The sequence below is a fragment of the Synechococcus sp. Cu2B8-bc1011 genome, assembly GCF_047302735.1.
Taxonomy (GTDB): domain Bacteria; phylum Cyanobacteriota; class Cyanobacteriia; order PCC-6307; family Cyanobiaceae; genus Synechococcus_C.
Map to the genome: position 1 here is coordinate 2,481,182 of NZ_CP138915.1, position 17,292 is coordinate 2,498,473.

23 protein-coding genes and 2 tRNA genes are annotated in these 17,292 nt (G+C 53.6%); 9 read left to right on the top strand and 16 right to left on the bottom strand.

Going from position 1 to position 17,292, the window contains the following annotated elements:
- Positions 1 to 107 precede the first annotated feature (107 nt).
- The 4 genes from wecB to SIC18_RS13095 are packed head-to-tail and all read left to right on the top strand — an operon-like array spanning position 108 to position 3,260.
- Positions 108 to 1,220: a non-hydrolyzing UDP-N-acetylglucosamine 2-epimerase gene (wecB, locus tag SIC18_RS13080; protein ID WP_048347062.1), complete on the top strand. Its 1,113-nt coding sequence runs from the start codon at positions 108 to 110 to the stop codon at positions 1,218 to 1,220.
- On the top strand, positions 1,165 to 1,830 hold the full coding sequence (locus SIC18_RS13085; RefSeq protein WP_048347063.1) for a DUF1643 domain-containing protein: 666 nt from the start codon (positions 1,165 to 1,167) through the stop codon (positions 1,828 to 1,830). The genes wecB and SIC18_RS13085 overlap by 56 nt, the downstream gene beginning before the upstream one ends.
- The gene (locus tag SIC18_RS13090; protein WP_011620074.1) at positions 1,748 to 1,993 is read left to right on the top strand and encodes a hypothetical protein; all 246 of its coding nucleotides are present in this window, start codon (positions 1,748 to 1,750) and stop codon (positions 1,991 to 1,993) included. The genes SIC18_RS13085 and SIC18_RS13090 overlap by 83 nt, the downstream gene beginning before the upstream one ends.
- Positions 1,983 to 3,260, top strand: coding sequence for a cation:proton antiporter (locus SIC18_RS13095; protein WP_048347064.1), 1,278 nt, complete (start codon positions 1,983 to 1,985; stop codon positions 3,258 to 3,260). Before SIC18_RS13090 ends, SIC18_RS13095 begins: the two co-directional genes overlap by 11 nt.
- Here SIC18_RS13095 and gltX read toward each other — a convergent pair.
- From gltX to SIC18_RS13125, 6 genes are all read right to left on the bottom strand, one after another.
- Entirely contained in the window at positions 3,210 to 4,640 is a 1,431-nt protein-coding gene (gltX, locus tag SIC18_RS13100) for a glutamate--tRNA ligase (RefSeq protein ID WP_048347065.1), read from the bottom strand. The genes SIC18_RS13095 and gltX overlap by 51 nt on opposite strands.
- A gap of 19 nt (positions 4,641 to 4,659) precedes the next feature.
- A tRNA-Asp gene (locus SIC18_RS13105) sits at positions 4,660 to 4,733 on the bottom strand.
- A 303-nt stretch (positions 4,734 to 5,036) separates the two neighbouring features.
- Positions 5,037 to 5,225 carry a hyperconserved protein Hcp gene (locus SIC18_RS13110; RefSeq protein ID WP_006043540.1) on the bottom strand — a complete coding sequence of 63 codons (189 nt, stop codon included), beginning with the start codon at positions 5,223 to 5,225 and terminating at the stop codon, positions 5,037 to 5,039.
- Positions 5,226 to 5,264: 39 nt separating this feature from the next.
- Positions 5,265 to 5,337, bottom strand: a tRNA-Trp gene (locus tag SIC18_RS13115).
- Positions 5,338 to 5,396: 59 nt separating this feature from the next.
- Entirely contained in the window at positions 5,397 to 5,855 is a 459-nt protein-coding gene (gene rplS, locus SIC18_RS13120) for a 50S ribosomal protein L19 (RefSeq protein ID WP_048348280.1), read from the bottom strand.
- Positions 5,856 to 5,887: 32 nt separating this feature from the next.
- The gene (locus SIC18_RS13125; protein ID WP_048347066.1) at positions 5,888 to 6,199 is read right to left on the bottom strand and encodes a hypothetical protein; all 312 of its coding nucleotides are present in this window, start codon (positions 6,197 to 6,199) and stop codon (positions 5,888 to 5,890) included.
- A gap of 106 nt (positions 6,200 to 6,305) precedes the next feature.
- Between SIC18_RS13125 and map the strand changes: the two genes are divergently transcribed.
- Positions 6,306 to 7,145, top strand: coding sequence for a type I methionyl aminopeptidase (gene map, locus SIC18_RS13130; RefSeq protein ID WP_048347067.1), 840 nt, complete (start codon positions 6,306 to 6,308; stop codon positions 7,143 to 7,145).
- Here map and SIC18_RS13135 read toward each other — a convergent pair.
- A complete protein-coding gene (locus SIC18_RS13135; protein ID WP_413430572.1) occupies positions 7,126 to 7,893 on the bottom strand; it encodes an SDR family oxidoreductase in 768 nt (255 codons plus the stop codon). The two genes, map and SIC18_RS13135, sit on opposite strands and share 20 nt — an antisense overlap.
- A gap of 122 nt (positions 7,894 to 8,015) precedes the next feature.
- On the opposite strand from SIC18_RS13135, the gene SIC18_RS13140 reads away from it, so the two are divergent.
- Both SIC18_RS13140 and SIC18_RS13145 read left to right on the top strand, forming a co-directional pair.
- Complete coding sequence (locus SIC18_RS13140; RefSeq protein WP_048347068.1) at positions 8,016 to 9,098, top strand: phosphotransacetylase family protein; 1,083 nt, start codon at positions 8,016 to 8,018, stop codon at positions 9,096 to 9,098.
- A gap of 71 nt (positions 9,099 to 9,169) precedes the next feature.
- Positions 9,170 to 9,688: a DNA recombination-mediator protein A gene (locus SIC18_RS13145; RefSeq protein ID WP_048347069.1), complete on the top strand. Its 519-nt coding sequence runs from the start codon at positions 9,170 to 9,172 to the stop codon at positions 9,686 to 9,688.
- 163 nt (positions 9,689 to 9,851) lie between these two features.
- Here the strand turns inward: SIC18_RS13145 and SIC18_RS13150 are convergent, their stop codons facing one another.
- The 3 genes from SIC18_RS13150 to SIC18_RS13160 form a co-directional block, all read right to left on the bottom strand.
- Positions 9,852 to 10,307 (bottom strand): MAPEG family protein, encoded by a 456-nt coding sequence (locus SIC18_RS13150; RefSeq protein WP_413429834.1) that lies wholly within the window; start codon positions 10,305 to 10,307, stop codon positions 9,852 to 9,854.
- 433 nt (positions 10,308 to 10,740) lie between these two features.
- Positions 10,741 to 11,058, bottom strand: a complete 318-nt coding sequence (locus SIC18_RS13155) for a DUF3288 family protein (protein WP_048347071.1) — start codon at positions 11,056 to 11,058, stop codon at positions 10,741 to 10,743.
- Between the two features lie 368 nt (positions 11,059 to 11,426).
- Positions 11,427 to 11,597: a hypothetical protein gene (locus SIC18_RS13160; RefSeq protein WP_245407118.1), complete on the bottom strand. Its 171-nt coding sequence runs from the start codon at positions 11,595 to 11,597 to the stop codon at positions 11,427 to 11,429.
- Between the two features lie 434 nt (positions 11,598 to 12,031).
- Between SIC18_RS13160 and SIC18_RS13165 the strand changes: the two genes are divergently transcribed.
- Entirely contained in the window at positions 12,032 to 12,292 is a 261-nt protein-coding gene (locus SIC18_RS13165; RefSeq protein ID WP_048347072.1) for a hypothetical protein, read from the top strand.
- Positions 12,293 to 12,800: 508 nt separating this feature from the next.
- Here the strand turns inward: SIC18_RS13165 and SIC18_RS13170 are convergent.
- Positions 12,801 to 13,001, bottom strand: a complete 201-nt coding sequence (locus SIC18_RS13170; protein ID WP_048347074.1) for a chlorophyll a/b-binding protein — start codon at positions 12,999 to 13,001, stop codon at positions 12,801 to 12,803.
- Positions 13,002 to 13,059: 58 nt separating this feature from the next.
- Here SIC18_RS13170 and SIC18_RS13175 point away from each other — a divergent pair, with 58 nt between their 5' ends.
- Entirely contained in the window at positions 13,060 to 13,509 is a 450-nt protein-coding gene (locus SIC18_RS13175; RefSeq protein WP_413429835.1) for a GNAT family N-acetyltransferase, read from the top strand.
- Between the two features lie 622 nt (positions 13,510 to 14,131).
- Here the strand turns inward: SIC18_RS13175 and SIC18_RS13180 are convergent.
- The 5 genes from SIC18_RS13180 to SIC18_RS13200 form a co-directional block, all read right to left on the bottom strand.
- On the bottom strand, positions 14,132 to 14,470 hold the full coding sequence (locus SIC18_RS13180) for a hypothetical protein (RefSeq protein WP_413429836.1): 339 nt from the start codon (positions 14,468 to 14,470) through the stop codon (positions 14,132 to 14,134).
- Positions 14,455 to 14,955, bottom strand: coding sequence for a hypothetical protein (locus tag SIC18_RS13185; RefSeq protein WP_053068599.1), 501 nt, complete (start codon positions 14,953 to 14,955; stop codon positions 14,455 to 14,457). Before SIC18_RS13185 ends, SIC18_RS13180 begins: the two co-directional genes overlap by 16 nt.
- 200 nt (positions 14,956 to 15,155) lie before the next feature.
- Positions 15,156 to 16,055 carry a tRNA glutamyl-Q(34) synthetase GluQRS gene (gluQRS, locus tag SIC18_RS13190; RefSeq protein ID WP_413430574.1) on the bottom strand — a complete coding sequence of 300 codons (900 nt, stop codon included), beginning with the start codon at positions 16,053 to 16,055 and terminating at the stop codon, positions 15,156 to 15,158.
- An 82-nt stretch (positions 16,056 to 16,137) separates the two neighbouring features.
- Positions 16,138 to 16,413: an HU family DNA-binding protein gene (locus SIC18_RS13195; protein ID WP_011620102.1), complete on the bottom strand. Its 276-nt coding sequence runs from the start codon at positions 16,411 to 16,413 to the stop codon at positions 16,138 to 16,140.
- Positions 16,414 to 16,555: 142 nt separating this feature from the next.
- A complete protein-coding gene (locus SIC18_RS13200; RefSeq protein ID WP_048347077.1) occupies positions 16,556 to 17,227 on the bottom strand; it encodes a hypothetical protein in 672 nt (223 codons plus the stop codon).
- Positions 17,228 to 17,292: the final 65 nt, after the last annotated feature.

Below are 17,292 nucleotides of genomic sequence, written 5' to 3' on the forward strand. Positions count from 1 at the left end.
GGTGGTGTCCGCTGTATGCAGCTTCGCGATGCTTCGTCAGCTGGCAAGTGATTCACCAAACCTCTAGGCGAGTTCGCCCTTAGGATTACCGCACAATCTGGATGGTTATGGCCGGCCTGCCACGCGTGACGATCGTCTTGGGCACCAGGCCTGAAGCCATCAAATTGGCGCCTGTGATCCAAGAATTCCGGGCCAGCAAGGACGTGGAAACACGAGTCGTGCTGACCGGGCAGCACAGGGAGATGGTGTCGCAAGTGATGGATTTGTTTGGCCTGAGCGCCGATCTGGATCTCAATTTGATGGCCCCCCGACAAACCCTCACGCACGTGACCTGTGCGGCGCTGCAGGGTTTACGTGATGACTTCCAAGCGTTTCCTCCAAAGCTCGTGCTGGTTCAAGGAGACACAACCACGGCCTTCGCTGCAGCCCTCTCCGCCTTCTACGAACAAATTCCCGTTGGACACGTCGAGGCAGGACTGCGAACGGACAATCTTCTCGATCCTTTTCCAGAAGAAGCGAACCGTCGATTGATCTCGCAAATTTCGCATCTTCACTTTGCTCCCACCAAGCAATCAGCAGCCAACCTCCAAGCGTCTGGGGTGGTTGGGCGCGTGCTGCTTACGGGCAACACCGTGATCGATGCTCTGCTGCGAATGTCCGAACGCGCTCCTGAGTTAAGCGACTTAGCCATCGATTGGGACGCGCAAAGGGTGATTTTGGCGACTGTTCACCGACGTGAGAATTGGGGTGACCGCCTCAAGACCATTGCGGATGGAATGCTCCGTGTTCTCGACAGCCATCCCGACACCGTGTTGCTGTTGCCCTTGCATCGCAACCCAACCGTGCGTGAACCCCTCCAGGCACTCCTAGGGGAGCATCCACGTGTGGTGCTAACCGAGCCACTGGATTACGACCGCTTAGTGGCAGCCATGAAAGGCTGCACTCTTTTACTCACTGACTCCGGTGGGCTACAGGAAGAAGCGCCAGCACTCGGAAAACCGGTGCTTGTCCTGCGTGAAACCACGGAACGCCCCGAAGCCGTTGAAGCCGGCACAGCCCAATTGGTGGGGACTGATCCAACCGCGATTCACCGTGAAGCATCCCTGTTATTAGACGACAGCGAGGCCTACAACGCCATGGCGAAAGCCGTGAATCCCTTTGGTGATGGCCACGCGAGTGAAAGGATTCTCGGGGCTGCTCTTGAGCTGTTGGCAAGCTGAAGCAACGCTCAGTCCTTGCGGTGCCTACCGCTGGGTGCTGCATCGTCCCATTCCATCCAGGGATCACAGGTCCGAACAGAGGAGGGTGCTTCTGTTCGTTGGCCTGAACCCGTCGCGAGCCGATGGACTTCGAGACGACCCCACCCTGCGAAGACTTCAAAGCTTTTCACAACACTGGGGGTATCACCATCTAGTGGTCCTGAATCTCTTTGCCCGCATCTCCCCCTCCCCCTCCCTGCTTTGCCGTTGCGCTGAGCCAATCGGCGCTGAGAATGATCTGATCCTGCACCGCTGGTTCCAGCAGTGGGCGCAGCAGCCCACATGGGATCTCTGGCTGGGATGGGGGGTCGGCGGACGACTGATGCAACGGGATCAGGCGGTCTTGAGAATGTTGAACGACGTCAGCGATCAACGAGGAGTGCTTCCACCTCCCTTTGCGACGGGCTTAACCAAAGCGGGCGATCCCCGCCACCCCCTGTACCTTCCCAGTGATGTGCAGAGAGTTGCCTGGGCAGTACCGTTCCTAGATGAACCGCACTCCGCGCCGGTATCGGATCTCCCTTCACCTGTCTGGCGGACAGACCGAAGTGGTGCATTTCACATCACTTGAACAATTCCAGGATTGGTATCAAGGACTGGTCAATGCCAGTGCTGAAGGGGCTTTTGTCAATGTCCCCCTCAGCGACCTAGACGGAGAGTTTCTTGTCGTGCGGCCGGATGCCGTCATCGGAATGCGCGTTGAACCGCAATACGCCTTGATCGATGACGCCTGAGCGTTTAGGGCTGCTTTGGGGCATCACGGTCTTTGCGGGGGCAGGGGCGAGGCTGCTAGCGGCTTTATCCAATATCAATGGCGTGGTTTTGCTGCTGCTGTCAGGGCTGCTGATCGGGCGCTCTGGCCTAGGACTCGTTGAACCTCTCGATCTTGGACAAGGGCTGCAAACCATTGTCGGACTCTTGGTGAGCTTGGTGTTGTTTGACGGAGGTCTCAACCTTCGTCTGCCAGGAGACACGATCAAAGCCACTGTGCTTCGCATCTCAGTCCTGAGAATCTTCATTTCTCTCGGCGCGGGAATCCTTGCTGCTCACTGGCTCGCTGGCCTTGGATGGTCCTTAGCTGCCGTCTTTAGCGCCATCGTGCTGGCCACTGGACCCACAGTGGTCACCCCAATCGTGAAACAAATTCGCTTAGCCCATCCCCTTGGAGATGTGCTGGAAGCGGAAGGACTGGTGCTCGAGCCCATCGGCGCGGTGCTGGCATTACTACTCCTGGAACTTGCATTAGGAGACCTCCATGGCTGGCGTGAAGTAGCCCAAGGTCTACTGGCACGCCTCGGAGGAGGAGTGCTGATTGGTGTCACGGTTGGTTGGCTGTTGTCAGAGGGGTTACGCCGCCTGAATGGTTCGCAACCCGTTGGATTGCGTTTACAGCTCACTCTCGGGGCGTTGTTCCTCATGTTTGGGCTTGCCGAATGGCTTCTGCCTGAATCAGGGCTACCCGCATCCGTTGCCGCGGGCGTCGTGGTCGGTCGTCGCTCAACCGAAGAAGCCGGTCAGCTCGATGAACTGATCCGAGAGTTGGCGTCACTCGCCATCACCATGCTGTTTCCTCTCTTGGCAGCTGACGTGTCTTGGGCTGAGCTCAGTCCTCTGGGATGGGGCGGTGTGAGCTGTGTCTTGCTGCTCATGTTTGTGGTGCGTCCCATAGCCGTGAGTGTGGCCACAGTCGGGTTGCCTTTGGTTTGGCGTCAAAAGTTGTTTATGGCCTGGCTGGCACCACGAGGCATCGTGACAGCAGCCGTAGCCTCATTATTCGCCATCCGCCTTGAGCAGGCTGGAATTTTGGGTGCAGGGCGACTACAAGGGTTGGTCTTCCTCACCATTTTGATGACTGTTGGCATTCAAGGCTTAACAGCACAACCCTTGGCACGCGTTCTTGGCCTGACTGCTGAGAGCCCAGAAGACTCTGCCTCCACCACTGCTGCCTCTTCAGAGGGAGCGACGCAAACGCTGCCGATCGTTCCCGAGTCTGGCCAGTAACCCCCATGTGGTGATGAGGTCTGGCCCCTGAAGACGACCGAGCAAGGCGGCCCTGAGACTCTTCATCAAGACGCCCTTCTTCACGGCTGCGGTGGCCGCTGCCTCTTTCAGCAAGGTTTGGGCGCGCTCAACATCAAGTCCATCCCATGGATTCAGCTCAAGAGCAGAAAGAAGAGCCTGAAGCGCAGAACGAGAACCCTCTTGCTCTAGTTGCTTGAGGCCATCTTCTTCTAAGGGAGGTTCTTCAAAAAAAGGCCTGGCTTGCGTCACTCCGTCTTCGATCAAGGTGAGCGAAGGTCCAAGTAAAACGGCTAAGTCGTTGGCCCAAAGAGGTTCACTAGCAACCCAGCCTTGTTGCTGCCAGCGGGGCTCAAGTGCTGCAAGCAGTTCAGCAGACGACCAACCATGCAAAACCTGGGCATTGAGCCAGTTGAGCTTGTCCCAATCGAATTTGGCACCTGCTTTATTCACCCGATCAAAACTGAAAACTTCAGCTGCGTCTCGGAGCGTGAATCGTTCCTCCATTCCTTCCGGGACAGACCAACCGAGCAGGGTCATGTAATTGGCTAAGGCCTCCGCTGTATAACCCATCTCCTGAAAATCACCAATGGAGGTCACTCCATCGCGCTTCGAGAGCTTTCGTCCCTCTGGGTTGAGGATCAAAGGCGTATGGGCAAAGGTGGGACAGTTCAACTCCAGAGCCTGATAGAGCAACAGCTGTTTAGCCGTATTGGCGATGTGATCCTCACCTCGAATCACGTGGCTGATGGCCATAGCGGCGTCATCAACCACCACAACGAGGTTGTACAGAGGGTCACCAACTGTGGTCGCAGGGGCACGTCTGGCGATCACCATGTCACCGCCAAGATCGGCGCCGCGCCATTGCATCGGACCGCGCACCATGTCGGTCCAAGCGATGGTGGCTTCATCATCAATCCGAAAACGGATCACAGCCTCTCGCCCTTCCGCCCGATAGGCCTCCTCCTGCTCAACAGTGAGATGGCGATGACGGTTGTCGTAACGAGGAGGCTGACCTGAAGCCCTTTGGGCTTCACGCATGGAATCCAATTCCTGCTCACTGGCATAACAGCGATAGGCAAGACCTTGAGCGAGCAATTGGCTGATGGCCTGGCGATGCGCTTCAATCCGCTCGCTTTGGATAACCGGTTCCTCATCCCAGTCCAGGCCAAGCCAGCGCAAGCCATCAAGAATATTTTCTGTGAACTCTGGCTTGGATCGCTCTTTATCCGTGTCTTCAATTCTCAGCAAAAATTTGCCGTTTTGGTGACGGGCAAACAACCAATTAAAAACAGCAGTACGAGCTGTTCCGATATGTAGCGTGCCGGTGGGGCTTGGGGCCAGACGAACGCGAACCGTCACTAAGCCGGAGGAATAAAAACGGGACCGACGGGATTCGAACCCGCAACTTCCGCCGTGACAGGGCGGTGCTCTAACCGATTGAACTACGGTCCCAGGCTGAACTCAATTGAGGGAGCTTTACCCACAACGAGTGACCTTCGCCGCTCACGCGGACTTGGCCAGTATCAACTGCCGCCGTGCCCTCCGTCAACACACTCGAAAAGAGACCAATGTTTTGTGTGCTTTTCAGCTGTGATCTTGAAGCTCAAGCAACTGAAAAGATCCATCTCCCTGATGAGCGCAAGGAACCCTCATTGGAGAATCAAGCCCTCCACGTCGACCTCACACACGTTGACAAAAAAAATCCTCCCCTTAAGGGGAGGATCAATTCCCTACATGAGGTCTCAGAAATTGGACTTAAGGGCGGAATCCAGCTGGTTCGATTAAACGCACTTGATTCCCTCTGGCCGTGAATTCACGGCCTTGATCACTTTGAACGACGACTCGTCCACCGGACTTAACGCGAATCACTCGTGCACGAACCCAGCCGAGAGCGGCTGATTCGAGCACTTTGACCACATCACCAGGTTGAAGATCCAACTCCATGCTCGAAATCAGGAAAACTGCAAGTAAGGGGTCATCGGACGCGCCGTGGAGGACTTGAACCCCCGACATCAGGTTTTGGAGACCTGCGTTCTACCAACTGAACTAACGGCGCAAGGCGATGAACCCCTCAACCATCAAAAAAGATGGCATTAATTCGTTGAAGCGAAAGCCTCAGCGATCGAAGCGCTGCTTCACGCGAGTGGCCTTGCCCACTCGGTCACGAAGATAAAAGAGCTTCGCACGCCTTACTTTACCGCGACGCTCAATTTTGACCGAAGCAACTTGGGGGCTGTGGAGCATAAAAACCCGCTCAACACCGATGCCCTGGAAGATGCGGCGCACCGTGATTGTTTGGTTGAGACTGCCATGGCGCTTGGCGATCACCACGCCCTCGTAAGGCTGGACACGCTCTTTATTGCCCTCGCTGATACGTACACCAACACGCACAGTGTCTCCGACGTAAATCTCAGGAAGATCACTCTTGAGCTGTGCGTCTTCGAATTCTTTGATGAGTGCGGAAGCACTCAACTTCTTCGAAGGTTTCGCCGTTGACTTTTCAGCAACAGCAGTTGTTCCGCTGGTCGCCTCAGTGGCCTCGTCCACAGACGTCTCTATCGGGTCAACCGCCATCCCAGCTCCTGGTAACACGCCAAACAACCAGCTTAACCCCCAGCCTCCTTCCGAGACGCAATCCATTGCCTTCGAAAGCTTTGCAAGAGGAGCCAGGCACCAGTTATCAGCATCCACAACAGGCCGACCGCGTTGAGAAGAACCACGACTGGCTCGAGGACAGGCCCAAGCCACTCGCCTTCATGGATGGCCATTAACCAATGAACCTGCTCACGACTCACCCCCCCCCAGTCCTTGGCTAACCGATAGGTCACGCCGGTACACACAGTTACCAGCAAAGGGAGCACAACAAGAGGAGCGATCCAGCGATGCCATTGGCGTACGCGAACCAACAAGCGGGCCACCGTCGATCCCTACATTTCTATTGATAGCGTGACAGGAAGACTGTCTGAAGAGCATCCGTAGATGCGGCTTGCTTTAACGGCCTGAAACAAGCAACGCCGAAACCCGATGAATTTGTTCGCTGACCTCCTCGCCTCCACAAAGGGGGCCACTGTCACCTCCACCGGCCCTCGCATCCAACAGCGGCGTGGCGTGGAAATCAAATCCGCCCGTGAGCTGAAAATCATGGCGAAAGCCAGCTCCATCGTGGCCACCGTTCTGCGTGAAATCATGGAGCTGGTGGAGCCTGGCCAGACCACGGGGGACCTTGACGCCCATGCTGAGCGCCGCATCAGGGAGATGGGCGCAACCCCAAGTTTCATGGGTTATCACGGCTTCCCGGCGAGCATCTGCGCCAGCATTAACAATGAGGTGGTGCATGGCATTCCCAGCAACAAACGGGTCATTCATGCGGGCGATTTGTTGAAAGTGGATACGGGGGCTTATTTCGACGGGTATCACGGTGATAGCTGCATCACCGTTTGCGTCGGTGACGTCTCTGAAGAAGCACGCAAGCTCAGTCGGGTCGCTCAGGAATCACTGATGGCTGGACTCTCCCAGATCCGCGCCGGAAATACGCTTCTTGATATCGCCGGAGCCGTCGAAGATCACGTCAAAGCCAATCAATTCAGTGTGGTGGAGGATTACACAGGCCATGGAGTCGGAAGGAATCTCCATGAAGAGCCATCGGTGTTCAACTTCCGTACGAACGATCTGCCTAACGTCAAATTGCGTCCAGGCATGACCCTTGCCGTTGAGCCAATTCTTAATGCAGGAAGCAATGCTTGTCGCACCCTCAAAGACCGCTGGACCGTCGTCACCAAGGACGGCAGTCTTTCCGCTCAGTGGGAGCACACCATCGTGGTGACATCTGATGGTTGTGAAATCCTCACCGATCGTGGGGATTGACCTTCAAAGCACGGCAATAAACCCTTCGGACCAGTTCGACGAGAGGCATTAGCAAGTAAGTCAGTGGATTGGGGGTGACGATGATCAAGTTCACCCCAAGATTGGCTTGCCAAATCACCTGTCTGGAGACGAATCCAGACGTCAAAATTCCAATCGGGTTGAGGTTGGAGCGAAACGGCCCAAGGATGAGTTTGCGCAAACGCAAGGCCTGACGCTGCGTCGCGGTTTGATTGTTCCAACGCAAGCTGACCAATTCACCGATCAATCTCTTGCTCAGCTCATAGCCAGGACTCAAGGCCGGTTGGATCTCAGCCTCTGACGTGTTGACCCAGAGCTCTCGTGGCTGTTCGCACTTTTGATCTCGATCAGCAATGCTCTCGAATTGCTGCATCAAACGCCAGTGGCTTAACGCGTTCACCTCAAGGGTTTTAGAGAGGGTTTCGGAACACTGATCACCGCCAGGGTTGATGCCGTGGTTCAACAACAACACATCCACTCTTTTAAGAGTCGAATCCAGCTGATGCTCGTCTCCGCAAGACCAACTCACCCACTCTTGAGCCTCATCCATTGACGATGAGACTTGGGGGCGCGGACTATGGCTCAAAGCAATCACCCAGGCGCCCTCTGCGATGAGGGCCTTGGTCAAAGCCCGTCCCAAGGCGCCACTCGCTCCAGTGATTCCCACTGTTCGGCCGGCCCAGCGTCCCGACAGGGGTGGATCAGAAGAGGAAGACGCCTGATTGGCCATAAGAGGGAGCTTGGATCGGGGGGAAGCAACCTGGCCGAAACCATTCACCCCTTCTCCGCCTCAACGATGACAGCACAACGGGGCTTGACCTCTAAATTGCTGAACACGCCGGAATCTCCTGCATGGGCAACACACTGCTGATCGGATCCTGTGAGCCGTTCAGCGGCAAATCCGCTCTCGTACTTGGATTAGCCCGCTATCTCCAATCTGAAGGCCAGACTGTTCGCTTTGGAAAACCACTGGCCACGAGCCTTGAGTGGACAGCCAAAGGTTCTCCTCTGCCTGATCCGCTGATTGATGACGACGTGCGATTCGTTGGCACAACCCTTGGGCTCGACGAGACCCGCTTGATTCCGTCTCTCCACCTGCTCTCTCCAGAGACAGCCGACACTCGCTTGAGGCAGGGGAATTTGGATGCGGGCACGGGGCTCGAAATGCTGCTGAAGGATCTGCAAAACGATCAAGACAGCTTCACCATGCTCGAAGCGGCTGGGAGCCTCCATGAAGGCCTGATGTACGGCCTCAGCCTCGTACAACTCGCTCAAGGACTCAATGCTCCTGTGATCCTTGTGCATCTTTGGCAAGACAGTCGGAGTGTTGATGCCCTACTCGCAGCGCAGCATCAGCTCGGCGATCGACTAGCCGGTGTTGTTTTGAATGCGGTAACACCCGATGAAGTCGAGGAGTTGAACCAACATGTTGTACCGGCTCTACAGGCGCTGGGATTGAAGGTCTTCGGTGTGATGCCCCGATCTCCCCTTCTGCGTAGCGTCACCGTTGGTGAGCTGGTGCGACGACTTGATGCAAGAGTGATTTGTTGCAAAGAACGCCTCGAACTCCTGGTTGAGACCCTGAGTATTGGAGCCATGAATGTGAATTCAGCGATGGAATTCTTCAGGCGGCGGCGCAACATGGCGGTGGTGACAGGAGCGGATCGCACCGATATTCAGCTCGCAGCACTGGAGGCCTCAACGCAGTGCCTCATCCTCACCGGAGCTGGAGAGCCTCTCCCCCAACTGGTGAATCGTGCCGATGAATTAGAGGTACCACTTCTGAAGGTTGAGCACGACACCCTGGCCACCGTCGAAGTCATCGAACAGGCCTTTGGACACGTTCGACTCCACGAAACAGTGAAGGCCACCTACGCCTTCCGACTCGTTGAAGAGCACTGCCAGCTGAGCGAATTATTTCGTGCCGTTAGCTGACCGTTTTCGCAGCGTTCACCGGGTCACGCTTCTCTCAAGGGGCGCTGCTAGCGTTTGCAAACGCCAGTGGGATGTCATTGAGCCGCTCTCTTGATCTTCCTGCACTCGACAGGGTCGACACACTTGCCCAAGAACTTGCCCTACTTCAGGACAAGGGAAAACGGAGAATTGCCATTCTTGGCAGCCGCCACGTGCCGGTTGTCGCAATTCATCTAGTGGAGCTGATCTCTCGATCCTTGGCTCAGGAGGGGCATACGTTGCTGACCTCTGGATCCCAAGGTGTGAATGCAGCTGTGATTCGTGGGGTCTTAGCCGTAGATCGAGAACGACTCACCGTGCTGCTCCCACAGAGCCTCGATCGCCAAGTCCCAGAAATTCGTGACCAACTTGATCAGGTTCTCCATCTCATCGAAAAACCTGAGCATGACGATCTGCCCTTACCCATCGCCAGCAGTCTCTGCAATCAAGAAATCATTAACCGTTGCGATCAATTGATTTGTTTCGCGTTTCATGACAGTGAAACGCTGTTGGCGAGTTGTAGAACCGCAGAAGACATGGGGAAAGTTGTTAGCCTTCTATATTTCGACTAATCAACTTCCATCAAGTCAGCAGATCGCCCCCCGCAGAACGTGACTCACTCCCATGATTCGGATGCGCGTATTGAAAGATAAGGGCGAGTTAATAGCAAACAATGGTGATACATGAGAGTTTCCACAACCCAAGACCCCCAGCGAGGGTCGATAGATTCTCCGGTCAAGCTGAGTGGAGAAGAGCCTTCAGGCCCTCTACATACAAAATGCCGGTACAAAAGAGCGCCGAAGCCCAGCACAAACCTCGCAAAGCTGCAATGTTGCCGACGTAGGCACCGATATAAATCAGACGGAGGATTGGCTGAATGAGCGCAACAATTACGGCGATTCCCGGCAAAGGCCCTGTTTGAAGAGCGGCTATGAGAGCCAACAACGCTGCGGGTGCATGCAAACCAAAGGATTCAAAACTGTTTTGATGGGCCCAACTAGCCCGCTTACCCCAGGCGGGCAGACGATCAAACATCGCCCTCGGAGCATCCATGTCAGCCATGGTGAAGTCAGCCTGGGAGCGCGCCGCACCTAGAGGAACAATGCTGACAATCACAACGGCGCCTGCCAGCACAAGGGACCAGGCATAGGGAGCCGCTGGAGCCGCTATGAACAACGCAATTAAATTCATGAGCTAATCAAAAGCAAATCCTTTCTAAACAGCAATCTTCTCGACTGTGATTGCGTTCAGCCATCCAAGCCTTCTCACCTCAGACGGTGGCCGGCTTGAGAGCTTTACCAGCCATCAACGAATCGAGTCAACAACTCAGCATAAGCAACGAAGAAGACCCCGAAAACGAGACAGAAGACCCGCACGCAACAAGCGCCAGAACCGGAACTCCGAGGCAGGTGCAATATAAAATAGCAAGTCAAATCAACAGCAATACCCTAACAAGGCATAGACCCCACGAGATATCACAAAATCAACCAAATAGCAGCACTGATTACCATTTAGCCCCATTAAACCCAGGAGAAATCATAATACAGCAGCATTACTTTCACGAACCGCTCTTACCGTGAGGAGAGCAACTCAAAGTTTTACTCTCTACACACTCTTGGAATCGCTAGGGCGCATCCGAATCGCTGACATCAGATCCAGAGCCCACTTCATCGCTGAGGCTTTGCCCTGGACGCCAACCACTTGCCCAAATCTCTCTGCATTGACGATTGAGAGTGTCCCGAGTCAAACCCCATCCAGCAACAACTTTCTCCAAGTCTGTCTTGATGTCATCAGCCCCAGGAAACTCTCCATAACGCGTCGCAAGTCTTGCCGCTGAGGTCAGCTGATCGGGCCCTGGAGCACCTTCAAAACCAAGCAAGGAATCCAAAATATCCCGATCCGACGCATAGAGCGGATGGGTTTGCTGAATGTCTTCTGCCATAAGTTTTGGGCCTGCAGGCAACGACGGAAGAAGGAATCAGACATCCCTGTAGACACTCAAGCGCATTGAGATCAACACAGGCAAGCCTTTAACAACCACACCCCGAGACGGGATCGAAGGAATCAGAGCCAGGGAGCGCTATCAAATGACTGGATATGCACTCCTGACCCCCCAAGCAATCAGAGCAGAGATACTGCCCCATACAAAAAGAGAGGCTGTAAACAAACGAAATCTGTTTTCATTCTTTGGAAGTACGCGATGGCGATCCATTTAACAAGGCCTTCAAACCCTTTACTGACAAAGCTCGACAATGATCACAAGCATTTCACAGGGTTAGCTGACAATGATGTCAAAAGCAAACAGCGTGTCTAAGTTGCAGGTAACGCTAAAATCACATGGGCTTCGACAAGGGCGATAAATTCATCGACGACGCCAAGCAACGCGCTCACGATGCCATTGGTGAATCCAACCCAAAACTCACATCTCTTGAAAAAGGGTTTTTGCACGCCATGAAGCGACGCCAGGCCCGCGAAAAGCATTCAAGGAAAGGCAGCTAAGCTTTTCCTCACAACCCAAAAGATTTTTAGCGAGAACATCTTTTAAAAATTAGCCAAAAGCAAGAAACGCATTATATTCTCGATTGGCGGCAAAATATCATAACCAACATTACCAATATTTTTCGACACCCGTATCCCTAAGTCACGTCTTATCAAGAGAAAATCAACAATTGATCTCTCTCTTCTCTATTGAGCTTCACTTGATTGGTGATCAAACCATCAATCATCTTCATTCAGGAAACAATTTGACGCGTCTCATCCATGACGCCCCGACTGAGCTGTTATCCCAAGGGAAGATCTTTAGGCCAAAAAGACTGCAGCAACTTGGACTTGAAGCTATCAGACACCATTGAGGAAAGCTCGAACGGCTCACATCCTTAAATTTCCATTACGATGTAAAGCCATTTAGGAATCAGATGCTCAGAACGATTGTTTCGCTGTTGTTCGCTGCTGTGATGTGGGTTCAAGTCCCTCAATGGTCAAACGATTGGTCGAAATGCGCTGTAGACGTCCCTGACACGGCTTGCCACTGGTACGTCGTTGCACCAGACAACACCTTTGGAGAAGGTTTTAGCTGGGCCAACGCTCCTTGGTTTAGTGCCGAAGGGCTCATCGATATTGGCGAACTCACTGACACCATGAGCAACATCCATATCGAAGCGGTTGAGAACGCTTAAAAAACAAACAGCACAAAAAGCCGAACCATTGCGACTTCGATCGTTGGAGTTACTTCAACAATAGTCCCAGGCTGCGTCGATCAAGAGATGCTTTCCCCCTCTTGATCAAACCAGCTTGTCCAAGCGAAACACTGTCCAGGAATATTTCTTTGCGATTGATTGCCAACATCAAAGTCAAACCATAGGTTAAAGCAGTCCTGGCATTGAAGATGCATCTCTGAAAAGGAGGACTGCTGCTGCAATTTCGCCAATTACCACTTATCAATTCACGACAAAGCCTCTTCCACAATCCAACAACGATCTTATCGATTCCAGGGCGAACGTGCCTCACGAACAGTCAATAAAAAAGACCCGAAACAATGCCATATGGCTTCGCAATAGGCGACGAAGCACTATTTTTTCTTCAAGTCTGAAAAATCGCTTGGCTGGGAGAGAGTGTAAACAACAGATGCTGCAATCAAGGCACTCCCTGCCAGCATTGGGTAGATCCAAACGGAATAATCGATCATCAATTCAAACCCAAAACGCCAAAAGTGAATTGGCTCAGAATGCCATGACCTGTCAATACTTCCGTGAGTAAACCGATCACAAAGCCGAGCATGGCCAAGCGACCGTTGAGAAGCTCAGCAGCAGCAAAACGCCCAGACTTGGTTTGTTCTGAAGATGCTTCTTGGAACCAATCATCCTGGGACTGAGAACTGGAACCCATCAACTTCAGATAGCCACACAGACCCTACCTGCTTTGCAACGTTTTGCGAAGCGCTGCTATGCGACCTATCCGGCCCACTGACTCACCTTTATTACGCGAGATTTACGTCGATGCCATTCAAACGCAGGCCCCTCAGGCCTACAGCCCTGATCAAATACGAGCTTGGGCCACCCTCGCTTTGCTGCCTGGACTTTTGGATCGCACCTTAGAAGAAGGTCAAGGCTGGATCAGTGGGATCGATGATGGGTTCGCGATTCGCTATCCCGCCAACCGATTATCAATGCTGTATTGCCGAGGTCGATCGTCTCGACAGGGGCATGGCTCAGCTCTTCTTCAGGCCATTGAAGGCGATGCGCAGCGAATGGGAATCCAACGGTTACAGACAGAGGCCAGCCTCCTCTCCAGGCCCATGCTTGAACAAAGAGGCTGGACGGTGATCGCTCCTGAGCCATTCATGATTGCCGGCGTGCATTTCGTACATTTCCAGATGGAAAAAACATTGAGCTGAGTCACCACCTATTTCGCGACGCGCAGAAGAGAGGAGCAAGCCACTCAGGGAAACCAACGTTGGTCGACGACCTCAGCCCAAAGCGTTGAGAGGTGCTCCAAGCCATGGCGAAAAATCATCGAGCCCTTAAGGCGCCTCAAAGAACCGGAAGGGTGATCATTCCTGACTTGCCAAATCCTTCTCTCCGCATCTGTTTTTCCACACGAAGTTCAAATCAAGACAGTCTTTTGAGCGAGCGACTGCTGATCTCGAGGTTCTGACAGCAATGAAGCAAGATCAGTCATGAACTGTCGCAACTCCGGCGACACAACAACGTGACATCCGTTACTCGCAATCAACCCTTGCCATAACTGGACTGCAATTCCAAAAACTTTATTAAATCAACAGTGATCAACAAAACAAAGGGCGTTAAAGCACGAGGAGCCCTCTTGTTTCTAGACCTGAGATGCCGAACCTTGATTGCACAGAATTCAACGATCAGCGGCTGTGGAAAAATTGTGGAAAATCATCCAAGCCTTGTGATTGCCTCCTAACAAATATGGTTATAAAGGTGCAGATGGTTCGCCCTACAGCTTTTTGACGTCTGTAGACGGAGTATCAGAGCGGTCGATCCAATCAGGAATCAGGTTTGGTTGCCACCAAACATGTCTTCATACCCTTCATAGGGGTCATATTCAGCCCATCCAGGACTGGCTTGATCCAGAAGTCCGTATTCGCCATCAATCATCTGTGTTCTTGTATTCCCATAGGGCACTGTGTTGCAGCTCACGCCTCCCCCCGCAACAGGCTGGCAATCATTGAAGCGAACCTGGCCCTTCACTGAGACACCAACCAGTGAAACAAAGCCGATAACAAGAGCGACCGCTGACATGAAACGCGCATCAAGACGTTGATGGATCGGCATGAGCTGATGGACAACTGAAACCAGTTTGACGGCATCGGCCCTCAGAAGCCCTGGCACTGAACATTCACAGCCGTCAAAAAATTGACAGCGTCTTGCCCACGTCCCGCTCGGAGCTGCACCATGAGCAAGTCGGATTGAAGGCCTAAAAGCATCGTTTGACACGGATAACGATCGCGCGCTGACGCACTGCGCTGCAGCAGTTCAGCACGAATCAAGGCTTGCTGACAGCTGGCGATTCGCTCGAAGCGGAAACAATCCAACGCAACAGGATTGACGCTTCTCAGCGAAGCGGCAGAGGCAGAGCCTATGAAGGCACAACAAACGACCAAGAGAAGTGCCCCAGAGGTCGCAATCTCCTGAGAGGATGCAAGAGCTATTTCACTGATCGGATGTACACCGACTGGACTGCTGTCGCCCTTCTGCTGTTCACCACTGTGCCCTTGCTGGCTGTCGTGGTGACCGCCGCCTTCTTTATTTGGCAACAGAGGAAGAAACAACTGCGTTAACTGACTCAGAAACGGCCTTGGTGTGCTGAAGTCCAAGGGCTGGAAGTGACATGCCCAGCTCTTGATTTTGACTTTGAATGAGCACTCCTTGACCCAGACAATCAAGACACGTGCGAAAACGCTTGTCATTGATCCGCTGAATTCCACTACCACCGCAGCTTCTGCAAATCATCGTTCCTGTTGCCATTTCAAGACTTTTAGTTTGAGGCCTTTTTTCTGTTGTGATCCCGAACTTTTCATGAAGAATCAGCCCCAACAATCAATGACGTGAGCTTGTCCTGACGTTCTCTCAGTTCCTCTAGCAATTCTTCTGCCGAAATCGCTGTCGCAGGAGCCACCAGACCAAGAGATGCGGCCAATTCGCCAATCACTTGTGCTGCCTCTTGATCACGATCACGCAGCGAGCTCAAGCCTGTCGCATGATCACGTTTTGAAAGTTTTTGACCGGATGAATCACAGAGCAACGGCACATGCCCATAGCGCGGAGAAGTCATCCCCAAAGACGTGATGACAGCACGCTGGGCAGCGCAGACCGACACCAGATCTTGTCCTCGCACCACCTCGTTGATGCCTAAAGCCAACTCGTCGATGGAAGTAGCCAAGTGATAAGCGATGACTCCATCAGCGCGACGGAGAACGACATCTCCTACGGCTGTGGCAAAGGGCTCAACAACGCGCAGTCTCCAGGACGGTAATCGCGCGTCCTTCAAGCCCCAATCTTGATGAAGCCGCCTGCAGGTTCCTGGATAAACCGTTGCACCTTCAAGCTGACGGCGACTGCAGCGACAAGGATAGAGATAACCCTGCTTCCGTAAAGTTGAAAGGAATGATCCATAGAGTCCTCGTCGTCTGCTTTGCAGTACGACGGGTCCATCCCAGTTGAGTCCAAGCCAGCGAAGGTCTTGCAACACCGATTCAATGGAGCCAGTACGAATCCTTGGGGTGTCGAGATCATCCACCCGCAACAGCCATTGCCCGTTGTTGAGTCGGGCTCGCAGCCAAGACAGAAGGGCCGTCCTCACATTGCCGAGATGAAGAGGACCAGATGGAGTCGGCGCAAATCGGCCCCGATAGCACCGTCGGCTTAGCCCCTGACCTTTCTGCAGGACTTGACTTAGGTGATCCGGAAGCTGGATAGCCATCGACAGTGCTGATCGTTCAGATCAACAAAAAAGGGTGGTCCAAAGACCACCCCATCATCATGAAAGGCTCAGTGATCTAGCCCTGGACGCGGTCTTTAAACATTTTGCCAGCGGTAAATGCGGGAACACGCTTTGCTGGGATTTTGATCTTTTCACCCGTTTTAGGGTTCAGGCCCTGACGAGCGGAACGCTCCCGTGGTTCAAATGAACCGAAACCAAGGATTGAAACCTTTTTCCCTTCGACAACGGAATCAATGATGGTGTCGATAGCGGCGTCAACAACGAGGGAGACGTCCGTTTTGGTGAGTTCAGTGCGAGCAGCAACGAGGTTGACGAGGTCAGCTTTGTTCATGGAAGAAGTGGTGTGGAGCGAGAGCGGGCTGGTTGACGTTGCGGAGGTCAACATCCGCACGGCTTCCTTGAGCGTGCCAATCGTATGGAGGCCAGCGCCTTGAAGCAACCGAAAAACGCTGTGCCGCAATGCATTCACCGAATCAGTCTTGAGGAAGACGGTCTGATTGCGCAGGACTCCAACTCTTAAAAGGAGCGAGACGCCCACCTCGGAGCGCCCCAAGCCCTGCTCCAGAAGCAAGTGCTGGACTGGATTCTGGGGGAATCCAATCCCGCAGGCGCCGAAGACTGAGCTGCTGTCTCGGCCAGTGAAAAGTGCGTCGATGTCGAAGAGGAGCCAACTGGCCTTCTTGAACTGGAATTAACAATCGTCCGCAAAACAGCACATCCAGAGGGGCTGGAGCGTGCACAACGCAGCTTCCCGGGGTGGGTCCTGGCGTCCAAAGCAGCCTTAAACCGGAGGTGGTGATGTGGGAATCAACAAAAGTCTCAAGGGGTTGAACCCCTGGCAACAAGTAAGCCTCTTGCTCCTGAACCAACACAGGCCATCCCAATCGTTCTTGCAAACGCCGTAAGCGTCCATGCCCCTCTCGACTCGTGAGAAGAATCCGGGGCAAACGATCAGAAGCCAGGTCATGCAGAGCTTGAAGGGTGGCCTCGGTCAGCGGCGGACAATCAATCAGTACTGGTTCAGGCTCGACATCGAGCCACCAAGATGACCCACCGCGACAGTCTCGATTGGGTGGAAACAACCAAAGGTTGTCCAAAATTTGCTGAGGTGGTCGGCCTGACTCCAAAGCCGAGGTCATCGTCATTTCGGTGGAGTTCCATCACACCCTCTACTTTGAGGGAAGTACGTCCTGCGATCTGCGGGCGGATC

What these genes read in the sequence shown, in the direction of transcription:
- SIC18_RS13155 (WP_048347071.1), bottom strand. Translation starts at nt 11,058, where the DNA reads ATGGCAGAAGACATTCAGCAAACCCATCCGCTCTATGCGTCGGATCGG.
- SIC18_RS13085 (WP_048347063.1), top strand. Translation starts at nt 1,165, where the DNA reads ATGGCCACGCGAGTGAAAGGATTCTCGGGGCTGCTCTTGAGCTGTTGG.
- SIC18_RS13090 (WP_011620074.1), top strand. Translation starts at nt 1,748, where the DNA reads ATGAACCGCACTCCGCGCCGGTATCGGATCTCCCTTCACCTGTCTGGC.
- SIC18_RS13140 (WP_048347068.1), top strand. Translation starts at nt 8,016, where the DNA reads ATGGGCAACACACTGCTGATCGGATCCTGTGAGCCGTTCAGCGGCAAA.
- SIC18_RS13200 (WP_048347077.1), bottom strand. Translation starts at nt 17,227, where the DNA reads ATGACGATGACCTCGGCTTTGGAGTCAGGCCGACCACCTCAGCAAATT.
- SIC18_RS13110 (WP_006043540.1), bottom strand. Translation starts at nt 5,225, where the DNA reads ATGGAGTTGGATCTTCAACCTGGTGATGTGGTCAAAGTGCTCGAATCA.
- SIC18_RS13175 (WP_413429835.1), top strand. Translation starts at nt 13,060, where the DNA reads ATGCGACCTATCCGGCCCACTGACTCACCTTTATTACGCGAGATTTAC.
- SIC18_RS13135 (WP_413430572.1), bottom strand. Translation starts at nt 7,893, where the DNA reads ATGGCCAATCAGGCGTCTTCCTCTTCTGATCCACCCCTGTCGGGACGC.
- SIC18_RS13170 (WP_048347074.1), bottom strand. Translation starts at nt 13,001, where the DNA reads ATGGGTTCCAGTTCTCAGTCCCAGGATGATTGGTTCCAAGAAGCATCT.
- SIC18_RS13195 (WP_011620102.1), bottom strand. Translation starts at nt 16,413, where the DNA reads ATGAACAAAGCTGACCTCGTCAACCTCGTTGCTGCTCGCACTGAACTC.
- SIC18_RS13165 (WP_048347072.1), top strand. Translation starts at nt 12,032, where the DNA reads ATGCTCAGAACGATTGTTTCGCTGTTGTTCGCTGCTGTGATGTGGGTT.
- wecB (WP_048347062.1), top strand. Translation starts at nt 108, where the DNA reads ATGGCCGGCCTGCCACGCGTGACGATCGTCTTGGGCACCAGGCCTGAA.
- SIC18_RS13145 (WP_048347069.1), top strand. Translation starts at nt 9,170, where the DNA reads ATGTCATTGAGCCGCTCTCTTGATCTTCCTGCACTCGACAGGGTCGAC.
- map (WP_048347067.1), top strand. Translation starts at nt 6,306, where the DNA reads ATGAATTTGTTCGCTGACCTCCTCGCCTCCACAAAGGGGGCCACTGTC.
- SIC18_RS13150 (WP_413429834.1), bottom strand. Translation starts at nt 10,307, where the DNA reads ATGAATTTAATTGCGTTGTTCATAGCGGCTCCAGCGGCTCCCTATGCC.
- SIC18_RS13160 (WP_245407118.1), bottom strand. Translation starts at nt 11,597, where the DNA reads ATGCTTTTCGCGGGCCTGGCGTCGCTTCATGGCGTGCAAAAACCCTTT.
- SIC18_RS13095 (WP_048347064.1), top strand. Translation starts at nt 1,983, where the DNA reads ATGACGCCTGAGCGTTTAGGGCTGCTTTGGGGCATCACGGTCTTTGCG.
- rplS (WP_048348280.1), bottom strand. Translation starts at nt 5,855, where the DNA reads ATGGCGGTTGACCCGATAGAGACGTCTGTGGACGAGGCCACTGAGGCG.